This window comes from Nonomuraea sp. NPDC049714, from assembly GCF_044465295.1.
GTDB lineage: Bacteria > Actinomycetota > Actinomycetes > Streptosporangiales > Streptosporangiaceae > Nonomuraea.
Genome location: NZ_JBITLM010000003.1, coordinates 613,554 through 632,096 on the forward strand (window position 1 = coordinate 613,554; position 18,543 = coordinate 632,096).

14 protein-coding genes are annotated in these 18,543 nt (G+C 70.2%); 7 read left to right on the plus strand and 7 right to left on the minus strand.

Annotated elements, in window-relative coordinates; all coding sequences use genetic code 11:
* Window positions 1-99: 99 nt before the first annotated feature.
* Window positions 100-1,689 (minus strand): phosphoglycerate dehydrogenase, encoded by a 1,590-nt coding sequence (serA, locus tag ACIBQX_RS16220; RefSeq protein ID WP_397005015.1) that lies wholly within the window; start codon window positions 1,687-1,689, stop codon window positions 100-102.
* 231 nt (window positions 1,690-1,920) lie between these two features.
* Here serA and ACIBQX_RS16225 point away from each other — a divergent pair, with 231 nt between their 5' ends.
* The 6 genes from ACIBQX_RS16225 to ACIBQX_RS16250 all read left to right on the plus strand — a co-directional run bounded on the left by ACIBQX_RS16225 (window position 1,921) and on the right by ACIBQX_RS16250 (window position 8,978).
* Window positions 1,921-2,775 (plus strand): hypothetical protein, encoded by an 855-nt coding sequence (locus ACIBQX_RS16225; RefSeq protein WP_397005017.1) that lies wholly within the window; start codon window positions 1,921-1,923, stop codon window positions 2,773-2,775.
* A 49-nt stretch (window positions 2,776-2,824) separates the two neighbouring features.
* On the plus strand, window positions 2,825-4,195 hold the full coding sequence (locus ACIBQX_RS16230; protein ID WP_397005019.1) for an MFS transporter: 1,371 nt from the start codon (window positions 2,825-2,827) through the stop codon (window positions 4,193-4,195).
* Between the two features lie 82 nt (window positions 4,196-4,277).
* Window positions 4,278-4,844, plus strand: coding sequence for an FHA domain-containing protein (locus ACIBQX_RS16235; protein ID WP_397005021.1), 567 nt, complete (start codon window positions 4,278-4,280; stop codon window positions 4,842-4,844).
* A gap of 84 nt (window positions 4,845-4,928) precedes the next feature.
* Entirely contained in the window at window positions 4,929-6,473 is a 1,545-nt protein-coding gene (gene dacB / locus ACIBQX_RS16240; RefSeq protein WP_397005023.1) for a D-alanyl-D-alanine carboxypeptidase/D-alanyl-D-alanine-endopeptidase, read from the plus strand.
* A 230-nt stretch (window positions 6,474-6,703) separates the two neighbouring features.
* On the plus strand, window positions 6,704-7,564 hold the full coding sequence (locus ACIBQX_RS16245; RefSeq protein WP_397005025.1) for a CAP domain-containing protein: 861 nt from the start codon (window positions 6,704-6,706) through the stop codon (window positions 7,562-7,564).
* Window positions 7,565-7,799: 235 nt separating this feature from the next.
* Window positions 7,800-8,978 (plus strand): amidohydrolase family protein, encoded by a 1,179-nt coding sequence (locus ACIBQX_RS16250; protein ID WP_397005027.1) that lies wholly within the window; start codon window positions 7,800-7,802, stop codon window positions 8,976-8,978.
* A gap of 300 nt (window positions 8,979-9,278) precedes the next feature.
* Here the strand turns inward: ACIBQX_RS16250 and ACIBQX_RS16255 are convergent, their stop codons facing one another.
* From ACIBQX_RS16255 to ACIBQX_RS16280, 6 genes are all read right to left on the minus strand, one after another.
* The gene (locus ACIBQX_RS16255) at window positions 9,279-9,566 is read right to left on the minus strand and encodes a hypothetical protein (RefSeq protein WP_397005029.1); all 288 of its coding nucleotides are present in this window, start codon (window positions 9,564-9,566) and stop codon (window positions 9,279-9,281) included.
* A 639-nt stretch (window positions 9,567-10,205) separates the two neighbouring features.
* On the minus strand, window positions 10,206-11,189 hold the full coding sequence (ilvC, locus tag ACIBQX_RS16260) for a ketol-acid reductoisomerase (protein WP_397005443.1): 984 nt from the start codon (window positions 11,187-11,189) through the stop codon (window positions 10,206-10,208).
* Between the two features lie 22 nt (window positions 11,190-11,211).
* Window positions 11,212-11,736, minus strand: coding sequence for an acetolactate synthase small subunit (ilvN, locus tag ACIBQX_RS16265; RefSeq protein WP_397005031.1), 525 nt, complete (start codon window positions 11,734-11,736; stop codon window positions 11,212-11,214).
* On the minus strand, window positions 11,733-13,469 hold the full coding sequence (locus ACIBQX_RS16270) for an acetolactate synthase large subunit (RefSeq protein WP_397005033.1): 1,737 nt from the start codon (window positions 13,467-13,469) through the stop codon (window positions 11,733-11,735). Before ACIBQX_RS16270 ends, ilvN begins: the two co-directional genes overlap by 4 nt.
* A 203-nt stretch (window positions 13,470-13,672) precedes the next feature.
* Window positions 13,673-16,309, minus strand: a complete 2,637-nt coding sequence (locus tag ACIBQX_RS16275; RefSeq protein WP_397005035.1) for a putative bifunctional diguanylate cyclase/phosphodiesterase — start codon at window positions 16,307-16,309, stop codon at window positions 13,673-13,675.
* 237 nt (window positions 16,310-16,546) lie between these two features.
* Window positions 16,547-17,455, minus strand: a complete 909-nt coding sequence (locus ACIBQX_RS16280; RefSeq protein ID WP_397005037.1) for a 2-hydroxyacid dehydrogenase — start codon at window positions 17,453-17,455, stop codon at window positions 16,547-16,549.
* A 38-nt stretch (window positions 17,456-17,493) separates the two neighbouring features.
* Between ACIBQX_RS16280 and ACIBQX_RS16285 the strand changes: the two genes are divergently transcribed.
* Window positions 17,494-18,540, plus strand: coding sequence for a PQQ-dependent sugar dehydrogenase (locus tag ACIBQX_RS16285; RefSeq protein ID WP_397005039.1), 1,047 nt, complete (start codon window positions 17,494-17,496; stop codon window positions 18,538-18,540).
* Window positions 18,541-18,543: the final 3 nt, after the last annotated feature.

Consider the following 18,543-nt stretch of genomic DNA (forward strand, 5'->3'; position numbering starts at 1 on the left):
TGGCGCATCGTTCGTCAGATTACCTGGCGGCGGCCGACCTGTCTCGTTGGATGTCCTACTATCTCGCATCCTGAGACAATCGGCCGCCGTCGCGCCGGATCAGTCCTCGAGGTCCACCGAGCGGCCGGTCTCGGCGCCGATCTCCGCGCCGATCTGCTCCAGCACGTCGGCCGGGATGGCCGAGTCGACGGTCAGCGCCATGAGCGCCTTGCCGCCCTTGACGTCGCGGGACACCTGCATGGAGGCGATGTTGATGCTCCTCTCGCCGAGGATCCTGCCGACCACGCCGACGACCCCGGGACGGTCGGTGTAGGTGAAGAACGACAGGTGGGCGGTCGGCTCGATCTCCATCTCGTAGCCGTTCACCTCGACGATCTTCGTGATCTGCCGGGGGCCGGACAGCGTGCCGGACACCGAGACCTGCCGGCCGTCGGCCAGGACGCCGCGCACGGTGATGACGTTACGCCAGTCGGGGCTGTCGGAGCTGGTGACCAGCTCGACGGTGACGCCCCTGTCCTTGGCCAGCAGCGGCGCGTTGACGTACGTGACGGAGTCCTCCACCACGTCGGTGAAGACGCCCTTGAGCGCGGCCAGCTCCAGCACCCGCACGTCGTGCGCGGCGATCTCGCCGCGCACCTCGACGTCGAGCTTGGTGGCGACCTCGCCGGCCAGCGCGGTGAAGACCCGCCCCAGCTTCTCGGCCAGCGGCAGGCCCGGCTTGACGTCCTCGGCCACGGCGCCGCCCTGGACGTTGACGGCGTCGGGCACGAACTCGCCCGCGAGCGCCAGCTTCACGCTCCTGGCGACCTGGGTGCCGGCCTTCTCCTGGGCCTCGTGCGTGGAAGCGCCGAGGTGCGGGGTGGCGACGACCTGGTCCAGCTCGAACAGCGGGCTGTCGGTGCAGGGCTCCTTGGCGAACACGTCCAGGCCGGCGCCGGCGACGCGGCCTTCCTTGATCGCGGAGTAGAGGGCGCCCTCGTCGACGATGCCGCCGCGGGCCACGTTGATGATCCGCACCGAGGGCTTGACCTCGTGCAGCTCCTTGTCGCCGATGAGCCCGAGGGTCTCCTTGGACTTGGGCAGGTGCACGGTGATGAAGTCGGCCTGCTTGAGCACCTCTTCGAGGCTGAGCAGCTTGACGCCCATCTGCGCGGCGCGGGCCGGCGGCAGGTAGGGGTCGTAGGCGATCAGCTCGACGCCGAACGGCTGCAGCCGCTGGGCCACCAGCTGGCCGATCTTGCCGAGGCCGAGGATGCCGACGACCTTCTCGTCGAGCTCGACACCGGTGTACTTGGACCGCTTCCACTCGCCGTTCTTCAGGGCGGCGTGGGCCTGCGCGGTGTTGCGGGCGCTGGCCAGAATGAGCGCGATGGTCTGCTCGGCGGCGCTGGTGATGTTGGACGTGGGCGCGTTGACCACCATGACGCCGGCCTTGGTGGCCGCCTCGACGTCCACGTTGTCGAGACCGACACCGGCGCGGGCGACGACGCGCAGCTTGGGCGCGGCGGCCAGGGCCTCGGCGTCCACCTGGGTGGCGGAGCGGACGATCAGCGCGTCCACGCCGGCGAGCGCGGGCAGCAGCTGAGAACGGTCGGCGCCGTCGGTGTGGCGGACCTCGAAATCGGCGCCGAGCACGGCGAGGCCGGCTTCGGACAGCTCCTCTGCGACCAGAACGACGGGCTTGTTCACGAGTGTGAATCCTTCGAGCGTGCGGCGAGTGTGAGGGACACGGCGACGGGCCCCTCCGGTCCCACAGAGTCTATCCAGGCTTGTGAACGCATTCACGAAGGACCCAGCATCTGAGACGCCGGTTACCCCTTCAGGGCAAACTCATCCACACTGCTCCCGTCTTTGTCTTGATCGGGAGATTTATTCGCCATTAACCTGCTAAGCCGTGGCCAACTACCTATGGTTCGTCATATGAGCATCGGGAACCCTGCGCTTGCCGACGTGCTCGCCCAGCATGGCGGTCCGCACCGTCTGCTGGCGGCTCTCGCTGACGGTGGAGTCCTGGTGGCCGTGCGACCAGACCGATCAGTCGTCCTCGGGACGACACAGGCCGGTGACCGAGTGCTTCTCGGGTACACCAGCACGGTGACGTATGCCCGTCACCGTGGCGGCCATTCCCTGTCGGCGTGCGACCCCGACACCGTCCTGGACATCCAGCGCGTCACCGGCGTGCGAGAGATCGTGATCGACGCCGCGGGTCCCGCCGCGGCCGCCGTTCCCATCGAGGATCTCCAGCGTTTCCTCACATCCACCCGTACGGGACCGACGCCGGTCATGTCCGGGGCCGTCCCCGCCGCCTACGCGACGGGGGCGATGGCGACGATCTCGCGGGGAGGCTCGCTCGCCCAGGTGGCGCCGCCGTCCCCCGAGGCGCCGCCGATGCCCTGGATCCCGGCGCCGCGCCCGCACCTGTCAGGTCCCATGCAGCAGGTGGACCCCGGCTACCGGCGGTGCACGCATCCGATCCTGCCCGCCCTTCGGCAGGCGATCGCGCAGTTGCTCATGGACTTCCCGCTGGTGCACCACGTGTGGATCTCCGAGGCCCGCACGGCCTCGGGCGCGACCGGGATCATGCTGCACGTGAAGGTGCACATGTCGGCGGCCGAGGACGTGGTGCGCGACCTGCATCGCGGGGCTCGGGCCAGGCTGCCGCAGTTCGCGGCGAGCGGGGCGCCGATCCTCATGGCCAGGGTGGCGGATTCGCGCAGTGAGCGCCGGATGATCGAAATCGGCGCGCACGTCGTCTGCGCGAACGTGAGCGACTGACTATTTTTGGGGCTTACCGAACAAGCCCTTGGTCAGCTTGAATGAGCCAATGACCGCACCGGCCGCGACCTCGTCCCCCGTGTCCAGAGGCGTGCGCCTAGGCTACGGCGTCGGCTCCTTCTGCACCGCGACCTTCGGCGCCGTTCCCGGTCTGCTCCTGCTCTACTACATGACCAACTTCCTGGCCGTGCCCGCGTGGCTGGCCGGGGTGGTCGTGACCGCGCCCAAGGTCTGGGACCTGGTGATCAACCCGCTGGTGGGCCGCTGGTCCGACCGGACGGTGTCACGGATGGGCCCCAGACGCCCGTGGATGCTGGCCGGCGCGGCGACCCTGCCGATCGCGTTCTTCCTGGTGTTCGCCGGCCCGCCGCTGACCGGCACCCCCGCCGCCCTGTACGTGGGCGCCTGCTTCCTGGCCGCCGCCACGGCATACGCCCTGTTCGAGGTGCCGTACAAGACGATGCCCGCCGAGATGACCGGCGACTACCACGAGCGGACCTCGCTCCTGCAGTGGCGGATGATCTTCATCGGCGCGGCCACCGCGATCAGCGGCATCGCGGCCCCGGCGCTCGTCAACAGCGAGGGCGACAACGGCACGCTGGGCAGCTACCGCCTGATGGCGGTGGTGATCGCCGTCATCCTGGCGGCCTCCATGTTCGGCGCCTTCTTCGGTACGGCCCGCGCCCCGATGACCGGCGCGCCCCAGGCGGACAACGGTGGGCTGCGCGCCCAGTTCGCCTCCGCCAGGAGCAACCCGGCGTTCGTCTGGCTGCTGGTGCTGGCCTGCACCCAGCAACTGGCGGTCGCCATGATGCTCGCCGCCGCGCCCTACTTCGCCACCTACACGATCGGTGACCCCAGAGCCGTCACGACGCTCTTCGCCGCGCTGGTCGGCCCGATGCTGCTGACGATGCCGCTGTGGGTGTGGCTGTCCAAGCGGTTCGACAAGCGCGGGGCGATGATCCTGGCCGCGCTGATGTTCAGCGGCGGCACGGCGGCGGCCCTGGCCACGCCGATCTTCGGCGGTTGGTACGCCCACGTGATGATCCTGCTGGTCGGGACCGGGATCGCCGGGGTGCAGCTGCTGCAGTTCTCGATGCTGGCGGACGTGATCGCCGTCGACGCCCAGACGACGGGCAAGCGGCGGGCCGGGGTGTTCACCGGCTTGTGGACGGCGATCGAGAGCGGGGTCAGCGCCTTCGGCGCGCTGGTCTTCGGGACCATCCTGTCGATCGGCGGCTTCATCTCCTCGGAGCCGGACACACCGGTGGCGCAGCCGGACAGCGCGGTGACAGCGGTCCTCATCGGTCAGACCGCGGTCCCCGCGCTGATCATCCTGCTGTCGGTGCTGATGACCTTGAAGTACCGGCTGACGATCCCTACGCCGGCCGCCGGTCCGTCATCGGACGAGCCCGTGTGACCGGTCCGGCCGCCGACGCCGCTCCTGGCGCCAGATCCGCGTATTCTGGACACGGAACGCTCTTCAGGCCGATACTCGGGAGATGAGCTCGACGCACCCGCCGTTCCGCGCCTCCGACGGTGAGCGTGACCGTGCGATCGGTGAGCTCCGTGACCGCGCGGTCGAGGGCCGGATCTCCCACGACACCTTCGTGGGACGCGTCGACCAGGCGCTGCGCGCCCGTAACCAGCAGGAGCTCGACGCGCTCGTCGCCGACCTGCCGCGCCGCGCGACGTTCCGCCAGCGGGTGACCGGCATGCTGACCGGCGTGGTCTCCGCCGCCTCCGACTTCACCACCAACCTCCAGGCGGCCTGGCGCAGGCCCCGGCTGCCGCGGCTGGCCCTGCCCGACGACGATCGCAGGCGCTACGTGGTCGGTCGCGGGTCCGCCTGCGACCTCGTACTGGCGGATCTGACGGTCTCCCGGGTCCACGCCGAGCTGCGGCGCGAGGACGACGACGGCGGGTGGACGCTGGTCGACCTGGGCTCGCTCAACGGCACCCGGCTGAACGGCTGGCGGCTGGTCGGGCCCGCCAGGGTCAAGTCGGGCGACGAGGTCTCCTTCGGCGACTGCGGCTTCCTGGTCAGTTCGGGCCTGCCGTCGCACTGAAAGATACGGATATTTGCGGATTACAGGGCGTCTGCGCTGCTCGATGATCCAGGCGACCCCAGTCACATCCCCCTTGGAGATCCCATGCGGCGCACCTCAGCATCCCTCGTCGTGGGCGCGCTCGTCGCGGCCCTCGCGTGGTCGTCCGGCCCCTCCTCCCCCGCCATCGCGCTCGACCCCTCGCCGGGCGTCGCCGACCTGGCCCAGGACCTCAACCAGATCCTCGCCGACCCGCGCCTGACCATCGCCAGGGCGGGCGTGGTCGTCAGGAACGCAGAGTCCGGCGAGGAGCTGTACGCGACCGACGCCGGCAAGCTCATGCTCCCCGCCTCCAACACCAAGCTGTTCACCTCGGCGGCGGCCGCCGAGACGCTCGGCCTCGACTACCGCTTCGCCACCACCGTGCTGCACACCGGGCGCAAGGCCGGCTCCGTGGTCCGGGGCGACCTGGTGCTGCGCGGCACCGGCGACCCGACGATGCTCGCCGGGGACTACGACGCGCTGGCCGCCGAGGTGGCGAAGGCGGGCGTCAAGGTGGTGACCGGCAAGCTGGTCGCCGACGACACCTGGTTCGACTCGGTACGCCTCGGCCAGGACTGGGCGTGGGACGACGAGACCGCCTACTACGCGGCCCCGATCTCCGCCCTGACCGCCTCGCCCGACCGTGACTACGACGCCGGCTCGATGATCGTGTCGGTCGCGGCCGACGGCGGCAAGGTCAAGGTGTCGACCACGCCGGAGAGCGACTACCTCGAGATCGTCAACAAGGCGACGGTGGGCGCGTCGAACGACGTGCTCATCGAGCGGCGGCACGGCACCAGGACGGTGGTCATCAGCGGCACGGTGGCGTCCACGTACTCCGAGTGGGTGGCCGTGGACGACCCGACCGCGTACGCCGCCTCGCTGTTCCGTGAGGCGCTGGCCGCGCACGGCGTGAAGGTGCTCGGCAGGACGGTGAGCGGCGCGGCCCCGGAGGGCGCGAGTCAGCTGGCGGCGCGCGAGTCGATGCCGCTGAGCGAGCTGCTGGTGCCGTTCATGAAGCTGAGCAACAACATCCACGCCGAGATCCTCACCAAGGCGATGGGCCGCAAGGTCGCGGGCCAGGGCACCTGGGCCGCCGGGCTCAAGGCGAGCACCGACTTCGCCAAGGCCAACGGCGTCGAGGTGCTGAACATGCGTGACGGCTCGGGGCTGTCGCGCCGCGACGGCTTCACGCCCGCCTCGATCGCGCAGCTGCTGACCGTGGTGCGCGGCAAGCCGTGGTTCACGACCTGGTACGACTCGCTGCCGATCGCGGGCAACCCGGACCGCTTCGTGGGCGGCACGCTGCGCAGCCGGATGCGTGACACGGCGGCGGCGGACAACGTGCGGGCCAAGACGGGCTCGCTGACCGGCGTCACGGCGCTGTCGGGCTACGTCACCAGCGCCGACGGGGAGCCGCTGGTCTTCTCCATCATGCTGAACCAGTATCTGTCGGGCTCGCCCAAGGACATCGAGGACAAGATCGCGATCCGCCTGGCGCAGTTCACCAGGGCGGCCGCGGTGGACGACACCGTCAACCGGAAGCGCGCATCCGCCGAGCAGCCGGGGGACCTCGAGTGCTCCTGGCTCAAGCCGGTGCAGTGTTAGCCGGAGAGCCGTCGAGGGGGCGCGCCGTGTGGTTCTCCACGCGGCGTGCCCGCTTTTTTGGGCCTTAGACGCATAGATCTTCCGAAAGGTTTACCGAGGCAGACGCTACATTTGTTACGATTGAGACACATGGAGCTCCAGATATATCGGCGTTTTTCGTGACAAAGGCGACGATTGGGCACCAGAATGCGGGATCGACGCAAGTGTCTAGGCCTCAACCGGAGGACGAAATGCGCAGACGGCTCCAGGCGCTGGCCTGCATCGGCAGTCTGGCGGCATTGAGCTCCATCTCGGCTCCCCCCACCGCGGCGCACGCGGCGGGCGGCGCACCGGAGACGTCGCTGGAGGGCTCGCAGGGCGGCTCGGCCCAGGCCTGCCGCGTGCATGCCGCCGAACCTTCCATCGACGCCTCGGGCACGATCAGGGGCACCGCCTCCCGGGCCGGCTGCGTTCAGAAGGCCCTGCTCAGGGTGCGGGTCCAGCAGGTCGTCGCCGGCCCGGAGCGCACGCTCAAGAGCGGCTCGCGGCAGCTCACCAACGGCCGGATCACGGCCACGCTCCCCTGCTCTGACACCCCGCGCCGCTACCAGGTCGTCGCCCTCGACGATCAGGGCGAGGAGAACACCTCGGACAGCGTCCTGCTGTCCTGCGAGAAGCCGTCCTCCACCCGCACGGGCGCCACCCGTACCGCCACCACCCGCACAGCCGGTGCTTCGAGCGCCGAGACCGAGGTCGTCAGGCTCACCAACAAGGCCAGGGCGGCGGGCGGCTGCCGGCCGCTCACCCACGACGCCAAGCTGCGCACCGCCGCCGACAGGCACTCGGCGGACATGGCGGCCAAGCGCTACTTCGACCACACCGCCAAGAACGGCAGCTCCGCCGGCGACCGCATCCAAGCCGCCGGCTTCGCCCCGGTCCGGACCTGGGGCGAGAACATCGCCATGGGGCAGCGCACCGCCGCCTCCGTGGTCCAGGGCTGGCTCAACAGTCCGGGCCACCGGGCGAACATCATGAACTGCAAGTTCACTCACATAGGGGTCGGCCAGCACTCAACGGGTCCACACTGGACCCAGGTCTTCGCCTCGCACTGAAGCCAGGGAGCACGCGGGCACACCGGCCCCACCCGTGCCGGTTCCCACCGCACGCCCGCGCCGCTCCCCTCCGGCGGGCCCGGCCGCGAATCCCCCCGCAACGGACCGTGGCCGGGCCCGCATGCTCTCAGGTACGGCCACGCACCGGATCGCCAGCGGACCCGCATCGCCCCCGCCGCGCGAGACCGGATATCCACGCTGGTCAGGGGCCTGTCCGGTAGCGTCGTCCCTTGATATGAGACTTGACGGAATCCCACTCTGGGACGGCACAGAACCTCGCGGCCCGGTCGAGCTCACCTGGGAGCCCGACCGGATCATCGGCCTGCGGCCTGCCGAGCGGCGGCACGACGACCTCTGCGTCATCCCCGGCCTGGTCGACACGCACGTCCACCTGATCGGCGACGCCGGCGACGGCCGATCCGACTTCAGCACCTGGCCGCTGGTCACCACCCGGGAGGAGCAGGTGCTGCACGGCGCCGCGCACGCCCAGCGCGCCCTGCGGCACGGTGTGACGACCCTGCGCGACATGGCCGGCGACGAGGCGCAGGTAGCGCTGGCCCGCGCCTTCGACGCGGGGCTGCTGTCCGGCCCGCGGATCAGGGTGCACGGCATGGTGGGGATGACCGCCGGGCACGGCGACCTGTTCGTGCCGCCGGCGCACCCGCTGCGCAAGCCGACCGCCGACGGCCCCGACGAGTGCCGCAAGCTGGTGCGTACCTGGGCCAGGGCAGGCCTCCACGGGATCAAGATCACCACGAGCGGCGGCGTGCTGTCGATCGGCGACCGCCACGCCTGGCGCAACCACACGCGCGCGGAGATCGGGGCCATCGTCGACGAGGCGCACGCGCTCGGCATGCTCGTCGCCGCGCACGCCCACTCCGAGGACGGCATCCGCGTCGCCGTCGAGGAGGGCGTCGACTCCATCGAGCACGGCACGCTCATGAGCGCGGACCTGGCCGAGACCCTCGCCGGCCGTCGCACTCCGGTGGCCCCGACGCTGCTGATCAGCAGGGTCATCGCGGAGGGCCGGGTCCCGGTGCCTCCGGACGCCATGGAAAAGGCCGCCGAGCTGGTGGCCGAGCGGGACCGGCTGTTCGCCGAGGCCGCGCGGCTGGGGGTCCGGTTCGTGCTGGGGACCGACGCCAACGGCTTCCACGTGCGCTTCGGCGACCAGTGCGCCGAGGTCGTCTACATGGCCGAGGTCCTGGGCCTGGACGCCCAGGCGGCGCTGCGCGCGGCCACCTCCGACGCCGCCGACGCCATCGGCGTGCCGGTGGGGCGCATCGCGCCCGGCCTCGGGGCGGACTTCGTCGTGCTGCGCGGCCGCCCGTGGGAGCGGATCGAGGACCTGTCCGTGGCGAACATCGTCGCCGTGGTGTCACGGGGTCACCTCGCCGCAGGCGACCTGCCCTGACCTGAGCGCGGGATACGGGTCGTAGGGTCCCGCCTGGGAGGCTTGGCCGCGGTCGGCGCTCCCGGGTCGGTCTCCAGCAGCCGCCGGTTCGCCGAGACGGCGGGTCGCTGTTCAGACGGAGTTCTTCCGCATCGCCGCCGCCGAGGGGCTGCACAGAGCGGCGCACGCGTGCCGCGTACTTCATGCTGGTGGAGGGCGCCACAACGTGCGGCGGCCTTTGGACACGAGGCCGAGCAACGTGGAGGGGCCCGCCGTACAGGCGGGCCCCAGGTCACGCTTCTCAGCCACTGAGGGTGAGCTTTAGCTGATCACGCACTTCGAGTCTTTGCTCTTGATGCCGAGGATCTGGCTCAGGATGTCGCCGGTCTGCAGGACGAGGACGCCCCTCGTGCTCTTGTCGACGGCTTCCTTCGAGACGATGTTCTCGTCACCGCAGATGATGACTCTGTTGTCGTAGTCCGGGTCGTCGGCCTGCGGCCATGGGGCCGTCTCCGCCTGGGAGGTGCTGGGCATCGCAGCTAGCGCGGAGCCGCCGAACATGACCATCCCACCGACGAGCCCGGCGAGGATGAGCCCTTTTCTGTACATACTGTGTCTCCTTGTTACCGACCGACTACTCTCCGTAGCTATCGGAAGAAGATCTGCCCTGGGCCTTCTTTCCACAAACTCGCGCATTTTCACTCTTGACCTGGGAGGACACGCTACATGGGGGAAGCAGTGCCGAAGATCGCCCTACTTGACGCATAGATGCGCCCGACTGGGAGGTGCTCTTGCCCTTCATTACCCGTTCGCGACCATGGCGCAAGCGCTTCATTGCCTCAAACTGGTGCATGTCAGTTGAAAACGGCGCATGGATATACAGATCGGGGCATGCTCGGCGGGAAGCCCGGAGCTCGACGCGATGCGCATCCTCGTGGTGGCCGGGCTGGTGTTCTTCCACCCGTCCGCGGTGTTCGGCTAACGGCCGTTCGCACCGCTGGACGGGGCACCACGGGAAAGGGAGACGCTCTGCCACGCGGCCTCACCGCACGCGTGCCGGAGGTTGACGCCCGGCGTCCTGCAGAGCCCGTGTCCGCGCGTCTGGGGGCCTCTGCGCGCCTGGGGGCTCTGCGCGTCCGCGCGGAGGGGTGTCCGCGCGGAGGGGTGTCCGCGCGGAGGGGTGTCCGCGCGGAGGGGCGGGGCGGCGGCGAGCGAGGTTCGCCGCCCCGCCGCCGCCCGGACTCGGTGTTACGCCTTGAGCCAGCTCATCATCGGGCGCAGCGTGGCGCCCGTCTTCTCGATCGGGTTCTCCTCAAGCTCCTCGCGGTACTTCGAGAACTCCTTCTGGCCGCCGTCGAACTCCTCGACCAGCTGCCGGGCGAAGGTGCCGTCCTGGATCTCGCCCAGGATGCGCCGCATCTCCTGACGGGTCTCGTCGTTGATGACGCGCGGGCCGCGGGTGTAGCCGCCGTACTCGGCGGTGTCGGACACCGACCAGTACATCTTCGAGATGCCGCCCTCGTACATGAGGTCGACGATGAGCTTCATCTCGTGCAGGCACTCGAAGTAGGCGACCTCCGGCTGGTAGCCGGCCTCGATGAGGGTCTCGAAGCCCGCCTTGATGAGCTCGGAGACGCCACCGCACAGCACGGCCTGCTCACCGAACAGGTCGGTCTCGGTCTCCTCGGTGAAGGTCGTCTTCAGCGCGCCGGCGCGGGTGCCGCCGATGCCCTTGGCGTAGGACAGCGCGAGGTCGAGGGCCTTGCCGGAGGCGTCCTTCTCGACGGCCACCAGCACCGGCACGCCGCGGCCCGCCTCGAACTGGCGGCGGACGAGGTGGCCGGGGCCCTTGGGGGCGACCATGCAGACGTCGACGCCCTCGGGGGCCTCGATGAGGCCGTAGCGGATGTTGAGGCCGTGGCCGAAGAACAGCGCGTCGCCCTGCTTGAGGTGGGGCGCGACGTGCTCGGCGTAGAGGTGGCGCTGGATGTGGTCCGGCGCCAGGATCATGGTGACGTCGGCCTCCTTCACCGCCTCGGCGGGCGTGAGCACGCGCAGGCCGTCGTTCTCGGCCTTCTCGCGGCTCTTGGAGCCCTCGGGCAGCCCGACGCGCACGTCCACGCCGGAGTCACGCAGGGAGAGCGCGTGGGCGTGGCCCTGGCTGCCGTACCCCAGCACGGCCACCCGACGTCCCTGGATGATCGACAGGTCGGCCTGGTCGTCGTAGAAAATCTCGGTCACTTGCTGAAACCTTTCAGGCGGTACGGTCCAGTGCCCTGAGGGACCGGTCAGTGATGGAACGGGCTCCGCGGCCGATGGCCACCATGCCCGACTGGACGAGCTCCTTGATGCCGAACGGCTCGAGGATCTTGACGAACGCCTCGAGCTTGTCCGTGGTGCCGGTGACCTCGATGGTCACGGCGTCGGCCGCCACGTCGATGCAGCGGGCGCGGAAGAGCTGCACGAGCTCCAGCACGCTCGACCGGTTGTCGGCGTCGGCCTTCACCTTGATCAGCATGAGCTCCCGTTGCACGGCGTGCGAGGTGTCCAGCTCGACGATCTTGAGGACGTTCACCAGCTTGTTGAGCTGCTTGGTGACCTGTTCGAGCGGAAGCTCCTCGACGCTGACCACGATCGTCATGCGGGAGATGTCGTCGTGCTCGGTGGGCCCGACGGCCAGCGAGTCGATGTTGAAGCCCCGCCGGCTGAACAGGGCCGACACCCGGGCCAGGACACCCGGCTTGTTCTCCACGAGCACAGAGAGCGTGTGCCTGCTCATTCTTCGTTCTCCCACTTAGGCGCCATGTCACGGGCGATCTGGATGTCGTCGTTGCTCGTCCCGGCCGCGACCATGGGCCAGACCATCGCGTCCTGGTGGACGACGAAGTCGACCACCACCGGCACATCGTTGATCTCCATGGCCTTCTTGATGGTCGCGTCCACGTCCTCGGGGCGCTCGCATCGCAGGCCAACACAACCATAGGCCTCCGCGAGCTTGACGAAGTCCGGGATGCGGCGCGTCGCCTGCAGGTTCGTGTTGGAGTAACGCTTGTCGTAGAAGAGGGTCTGCCACTGACGGACCATGCCGAGATTACCGTTGTTGATGACGGCGATCTTGATCGGCACCCCCTCCAGGGCGCAGGTGGCGAGCTCCTGGTTGGTCATCTGGAAGCAGCCGTCGCCGTCGACGGCCCACACGACCGCGTCGGGCTGCCCCATCTTGGCGCCCATCGCCGCGGGGACGGCGAAGCCCATCGTGCCGGCGCCGCCCGAGTTGATGAACGCGCCCGGCCGCTCGTGCTCGATGAACTGGGCGGCCCACATCTGGTGCTGGCCGACCCCCGCCACGTAGTAGGCGTCCGGCCCGGCGATCGCGCTCAGCCGCTGCATGACGTACTGCGGAGCCAGGGAGCCGTCCTCGAACTCCTCGTAACCCAGCGGGTAGGTCTCCTTGTAGCCGTTGAGGGTGGTCCACCACTCGGTGTAGTCGCCCTTCTGGCCGGAGGTCTCGACGGCGCCGATCAGGTCGCGGATGACGTCCTTGCAGTCGCCCACGATCGGCACGTCGGCGTGACGGTTCTTGGAGATCTCCGCCGGGTCGATGTCCGCGTGCACGATCTTGGCGTACGGCGCGAAGGAGGACAGCTGGCCGGTCACGCGGTCGTCGAAGCGGACGCCCAGGCCGATGAGCAGGTCCGACTGCTGCAGCGCGCCGACCGCGGAGACCGAGCCGTGCATGCCGGGCATGCCCATGTGCTGGGGGTGACTGTCGGGGAAGGTGCCGCGCGCCATCAGCGTGGTGACGACCGGGATCTGGGTCAGCTCGGCGAGCGTCAGCAGGTCCGCAGAGGCGCCCGCCTTGTGCACGCCGCCGCCGACGTAGAGCACCGGGCGCCGGGCCTCGGCGATCAGCTTGGCCGCCTCGCGGATCTGCTTGGAGTGCGGCCGGGTCACCGGCCGGTAGCCCGGCAGCTGCATCGTGGGCGGCCAGACGAACGTGGTCTCCTTCTGCAGCGCGTCCTTGGCGATGTCCACGAGCACGGGGCCGGGGCGGCCGGTGGAGGCGATGTGGAACGCCTCCATGATCGTGCGGGGGATGTCGTCGGGATCGATGACCAGGAAGTTGTGCTTGGTGATCGGCATGGTGATGCCGGAGATGTCGGCTTCCTGGAAGGCGTCGGTGCCGATGGCCGCGCTGGCGACCTGCCCGGTGATCGCCACCATCGGGACCGAGTCCATGTAGGCGTCGGCGATGGGAGTGACCAGGTTGGTGGCGCCGGGGCCACTGGTCGCCATGCACACCCCGACCCGGCCGGTCGCCTGGGCGTACCCCTCGGCCGCGTGCCCCGCACCCTGCTCGTGCCGTACAAGCACGTGCCGGACCTTGGCCGAGTCGTAAAGGGGATCGTAGGCGGGCAGGATGGCACCGCCCGGGATCCCGAAAACGGTGTCGACTCCCACGTGCTCCAGCGCCCTGACCAGGGCCTGTGCACCTGTCATCCGTTCGGTCATCGGCTCGTTCCTTGCGTGGCTACTCACTTAAGGACATAAAAAATGCCCCTCCCCACCGGCGGTGGGACTGGGGCGGCGCGCAGGTCGAAGTGCTTCGCTAACGGCCTGCGCGCCAGCGAAGTACTACGAGAATCTCACTGCGAAGCATGCCTTACACCATAGCCGCTCCGAATGCTTAAGTGTCAACTCAGTGGACACTTGTCTCACACGGTGAGACTCGTCCGCATGAGCGAGTCCACGCCCCTGGCCGCCATCGGTCTGGCCACCAGGAAACCCTGTCCCCTGGTGCAGCCCATCTCCCGCAGCAGTTCGAGCTGCTCGGGCCGCTCGATCCCCTCGGCCACCACGACGAGCCCGAGGTCGTGGCCGAGGCGCACGATGGTGCGGGTGAGCAGGGTCAGCGTGTCGTCCCTGCCGAGACCCGACACGAAGGACGGATCGATCTTGATCATGTCGACCGGCAGCTGCCGCAGGAACGCCAGCGAGGCGTAGCCGGTGCCGAAGTCGTCGATGGCCAGTCGTACGCCCAGGGCGCGCAGCTCCGACAGCCGCTTGATCGTCTCCTCAGCGTCCTCGACGAGCATCTCCTCGATGACCTCAAGGGTGAGCGCGGAGGCGGGCAGGCCGCTCTCCTCCAGCGCCTCCTCGACGGTCTCGACGAACCTCGGCGCGGTGATCTGGCGCGCCGACAGGTTGAGCGACAGCCCGATGTCCCAGGAGGAGGCGCGCCAGGCGGCCACCTCGCGGCAGGACTCGCGCAGGATCCACTCGCCCAGCGGCACGATGAGGCCGGTGTCCTCGGCCGGGCCGAGGAACTGGTCGGGCGGCACGAACACCGAGCCGCGCCACCAGCGCACGAGCGCCTCGACGGCGGTCACCCGGGAGGTCGCCAGGTCCACCACCGGCTGATACTCGATGGCGAACTGCTGCTCGATCAGCGCCCGCTGCAGGTCGGCGGCCAGCTCCAGCCTGCGCACCACGTCGGCGTGCATCTGCGCGGCGAACACCTCGACCCGGCGGCCGCCCAGCTCCTTGGCGCGCGCCATGGCCACGTCGGCGTTGCGGATGAGGTCGCCGGCGGGCAGCTCGTCCTCGGCGAAGGCCACGCCCACGCTCGCGGTGAGCGCCACGTCGCGGTCGGCCACCCTGAACGGCTCCTGCGAGACCGCCCGCACCAGCCGCTCGGCCAGGTCGACGGCGTGCTGCGCCTCGCCCCCCGTCTCCACCAGCACCGCGAACTCGTCGCCACCCCACCGGGCCAGCGTGTCGTCGGGACGCACGGCCCCGCGCAGCCTGCGCGCGGCCTGGCCGAGGAGGTAGTCGCCGCTGGCGTGGCCGACGGAGTCGTTGACGGAGGTGAATCCGTCGAGGTCCAGGAAGATCACGGCCACATGGCCGGTGCTGTGCCCCGAGCCGTGCCCGGTGAGCACCTCGCGGGTGCGCTCCTCGAAGTAGGAGCGGTTGGGCAGGCCGGTCACGCCGTCGTGGAAGGTGAGGTGGGCCACCTGGTTGCGCAGCGCCTCCTCGTCGCTCACGTCCCTGGTGGTGACCAGCAGCTGGTCCTCACCGCTCGCGTGGCGGGTGGCGACGGACTCGGTGGGCCGCCAGGTGCCGTCCGCCCCGCGCACCCGGCAGGCGATCATGCAGGCGCCGGAGTCGGCGTTCTCGTCGTCGTCCAGGCCCATCGCGAGCAGCGAGGACTTGATCTGCGGCACGTCCTCGGGGTGGATGTAGTCGAAGATCGATCCGCCCACCAGCTCGTCGGGGTGGTAGCCGTAGGTGGCCTCGACCCCCGCGCCGATCTCGTGCACCTTGCCGTCGTAGTCGCAGATCAGCACCACGTCGCCGGTGCTCTCGGCGAGGTCCCTGAGCTGCTTGTCGCCGAGCGAGACCAGCGTGCGCAGCCGGAGGTTGGCCCCCGACAGCACGAACACGCGCAGCAGCAGGAGCAGGACCACGGAGGCGGCGACCACCACCACGCCGGTGACGGGCTGCTGGCGGGTGCCGCTCGCCAGGTGCACGAGCATGGTGCAGGTCGCCACGGCGACCAGCACCGACGGGACCAGCGAGATCAGGGCGCCGACGAGCGGAACGGCCGGCATCTCGCGCGGGCGCGTCCATGGGATGGCGGCCAGGAGCAGGAACGCCAGCGGCGCGAGCGTGAGACTCCAGGCCGGCGGCGGGCCGCCGTCGAGCCGGGCCATGGCGCTGGCCATGCCGGCCACCGTCGTGGTGGCGAGCACGGCGACGCCCGCCATGCCGAGCGGCCAGGCGGCGGACCTGCCGGTGACCACGGACGGGATGACCGCGCAGGTCACCACCAGCGCGAGCAGCGGCGGCAGCAGCGCGAAGGTGAACAGCGCGGGGTCGGCGGTCTCGTCGTAGACGTGCCGCAGCACCGCCACCCAGGCGATCAGGAACAGCGAGGCGGCGCAGAGGTAGGAGCCGGCGAGATGCCGTAACACCGCCATCGCGGGCAGCTTGCGACCGGCGGCGATCAGCGCGCCGCCACCCGTCAGCACCGTGCCGAGCAGCACGAGGAGGTCGGCGAAGCTGGACATGAAGCTGGAGCTCACGGCGAACGGGCGCACCGCCATGCCCACCGCCCAGACGGCCGCGCCACCGCCCATCCAGCGCGTGCCCATCGCCATGGTCCGATGCTCGACCGGCTGGATGGAGGCGATCAGCAGGGAGGCGGCGGCCAGCAGGGCCGCGAGGAATCCGGCGACGGAGCCGGTGAGGAGGGCCGGGCCGCCCGCAAGGAGCGCAGCCGCGAAACCCGCCGCACCGATCGCCACCGCAGCGGTCAGCGGTGCCCGTGGATCACGCCAGCGGATCACAGTCGTTGCCCATCCCGTCTCGAACCCTGCTCCCGTGACCGCCGAAGCCCGGCGGTGCACATCGCCAGTGTGTGCGGTCGTGGGTGCGCGGGTGGTGACAATGCCGATGTCGTCACCGATCTGATAACCACACCGACCCATTGCCGCCAGGAATTCCTTGACAGGCAGTCAGGAAATCCTGCTTAGACGCCACCGTACGCACTTAAGGTCACGGACCAGCCACGGTCCGGATTCCTCTCAATACGCTTCGGTGATGACGTTGTCGAGCGGCTCACCGGCGAGGTGGCGTGCCATTTGCGAGCGCATGAGCCGCAGCATGCGACGCGTCGAGGCAGGGGTGCTGCCCGCGACGTGCGGCGTGATCAGCACGCCGGGGGCGCTCCAGAGGGGGTGGCCCTCGGGCAGCGGCTCGGGCGCGGTCACGTCGAGTGCCGCCCGCAGCCTACCGTCCTTGAGCTCGGCGACCAGGGCGTCGGTGTCGACGACCCCGCCCCTGGCGGCGTTGACGAGCACGGCGCCGTCCTTCATCCGGGCCAGGAACGCGGCGTCCACCATGCCGGCGGTCGCCTCGGTGGCGGGCACGAGCAGCACCACGACGTCGGCGGCGGGCAGCAACGCGGGCAGCTCGGCCATGCCGTGCACCCCGTCGCGGGCCCGCCTGGCCACCCGCACGACCTCGACCTCGAAGCCGTCGAGCCGCCTTTCGAGCGCCGCGCCGATGGAGCCGTAGCCGACGATCAGCACGGTGGAGTCGGCCAGCGCGCCGGTGTGGTGGTAGGTCCACTCGCCCCTGCGCTGGGCGTCGGTGAAGCCGGGGAACTCCCGGATCACCGCGATCATCGCGCCGACGGCCCACTCGGCGGTGCCGGCGTCGTGCACGCCGCGCGCGTTGCAGAGCACCGCGCCCTCGGGCAGGTGCGGCCGGTAGGCCTCCACGCCTGCGGTGACGGTCTGCAGCAGGCGCAGCGAGCGCATCCTGGCCAGGGTCCCCGGCACGTCGGGCACCGGGATCAGCGGCGGGATCCACACCTCGACGTCCTCGATCCCGTCGGGCTCCGGCCCCGTGCCGTCATAGACGGAGCAGTGCACACCGGGCAGGGCGGACAGGGCTTCGGCGACCGCGCCGGACGGGACCCAGGTTTCCATGCACGAAACTTTATGGCCCTGGGGCGAGTATGGAACACATGAGGAAGCTATGGACGATCATGTTGATGGCGGTGCTGACGGCCTGCTCCAGTGCCGGAGGGGACGCCTCGCCGACGGCGTCGGTGTCCGCCGCGCCGCCGGGCGAGCCGAGGGTCGTGGCGCGTGACCTGGCCGTGCCGTGGGCGATCGCCTTCCTGCCGGGGGGCGACGCGCTGGTGACCGAGCGCGACACGGCCAGGCTGCTGCGCGTAGGTCAGAACGGGCAGGTCACCGCGCTGGGCACGATCGACGGTGTCGTCCCCGACGGTGAGGGCGGCCTGATGGGCGTGGCGGTCAAGGACGAGCAGGTGTTCGTCTACTACACCGCCGCCTCCGACAACAGGATCGTCCGCTACCACCTCGGCGGCGACACCCTGTCGCAGCCGCGGGTCATCGTGGAGGGCATCCCCAAGGGCAGCATCCACAACGGGGGCAGGCTGGCGTTCGGCCCCGACGGCCACCTGTACGCCAGCACCGGGGAGACCGGCGACCGGGACCTCTCCCAGCGGCGTGACTCCCTGGCCGGCAAGATCCTGCGCATGACGGCCGACGGCGACCCCGCTCCGGGCAACCCGTTCGGCACGCTCGTCTACAGCCTCGGCCACCGCAACGTGCAGGGCCTGGCCTGGGACGGCTCGGGCCGGCTGTACGCCTCGGAGTTCGGCGCCAACACCTTCGACGAGCTCAACCTGATCGAGCCGGGCGCCAACTACGGCTGGCCGGAGGTCGAGGGCCGTGGCGACGATCCCGCCTTCACCGACCCGATCGTCACCTGGGACACCGCCGAGGCCTCACCGTCCGGCCTGGCCTTCGCCGGCGGCTCCCTGTGGATGGGCGCGCTGCGCGGCGAGCGCCTGTGGCAGATCCCGCTGGCGGCCGACGGCGCGCCCGGCACGCCGGTCGCGCACTTCTCCGGCACGTACGGCAGACTCCGCGCGGTGACCACCACCCCTGACGGCGGCCTGTGGGTGGGCACCAGCAACAAGGACGGCCGGGGCGACGAGCGTGACGGCGACGACAAGATCCTCGCCGTCACGCCGTCGTAGCGC

What these genes read in the sequence shown, in the direction of transcription:
- ACIBQX_RS16225 (WP_397005017.1), top strand. Translation starts at nt 1,921, where the DNA reads ATGAGCATCGGGAACCCTGCGCTTGCCGACGTGCTCGCCCAGCATGGC.
- ACIBQX_RS16230 (WP_397005019.1), top strand. Translation starts at nt 2,825, where the DNA reads ATGACCGCACCGGCCGCGACCTCGTCCCCCGTGTCCAGAGGCGTGCGC.
- ACIBQX_RS16235 (WP_397005021.1), top strand. Translation starts at nt 4,278, where the DNA reads ATGAGCTCGACGCACCCGCCGTTCCGCGCCTCCGACGGTGAGCGTGAC.
- dacB (WP_397005023.1), top strand. Translation starts at nt 4,929, where the DNA reads ATGCGGCGCACCTCAGCATCCCTCGTCGTGGGCGCGCTCGTCGCGGCC.
- ACIBQX_RS16245 (WP_397005025.1), top strand. Translation starts at nt 6,704, where the DNA reads ATGCGCAGACGGCTCCAGGCGCTGGCCTGCATCGGCAGTCTGGCGGCA.
- ACIBQX_RS16250 (WP_397005027.1), top strand. Translation starts at nt 7,800, where the DNA reads ATGAGACTTGACGGAATCCCACTCTGGGACGGCACAGAACCTCGCGGC.
- ACIBQX_RS16255 (WP_397005029.1), bottom strand. Translation starts at nt 9,566, where the DNA reads ATGTACAGAAAAGGGCTCATCCTCGCCGGGCTCGTCGGTGGGATGGTC.
- ilvN (WP_397005031.1), bottom strand. Translation starts at nt 11,736, where the DNA reads ATGAGCAGGCACACGCTCTCTGTGCTCGTGGAGAACAAGCCGGGTGTC.
- ACIBQX_RS16270 (WP_397005033.1), bottom strand. Translation starts at nt 13,469, where the DNA reads ATGACCGAACGGATGACAGGTGCACAGGCCCTGGTCAGGGCGCTGGAG.
- ACIBQX_RS16280 (WP_397005037.1), bottom strand. Translation starts at nt 17,455, where the DNA reads ATGGAAACCTGGGTCCCGTCCGGCGCGGTCGCCGAAGCCCTGTCCGCC.
- ACIBQX_RS16285 (WP_397005039.1), top strand. Translation starts at nt 17,494, where the DNA reads ATGAGGAAGCTATGGACGATCATGTTGATGGCGGTGCTGACGGCCTGC.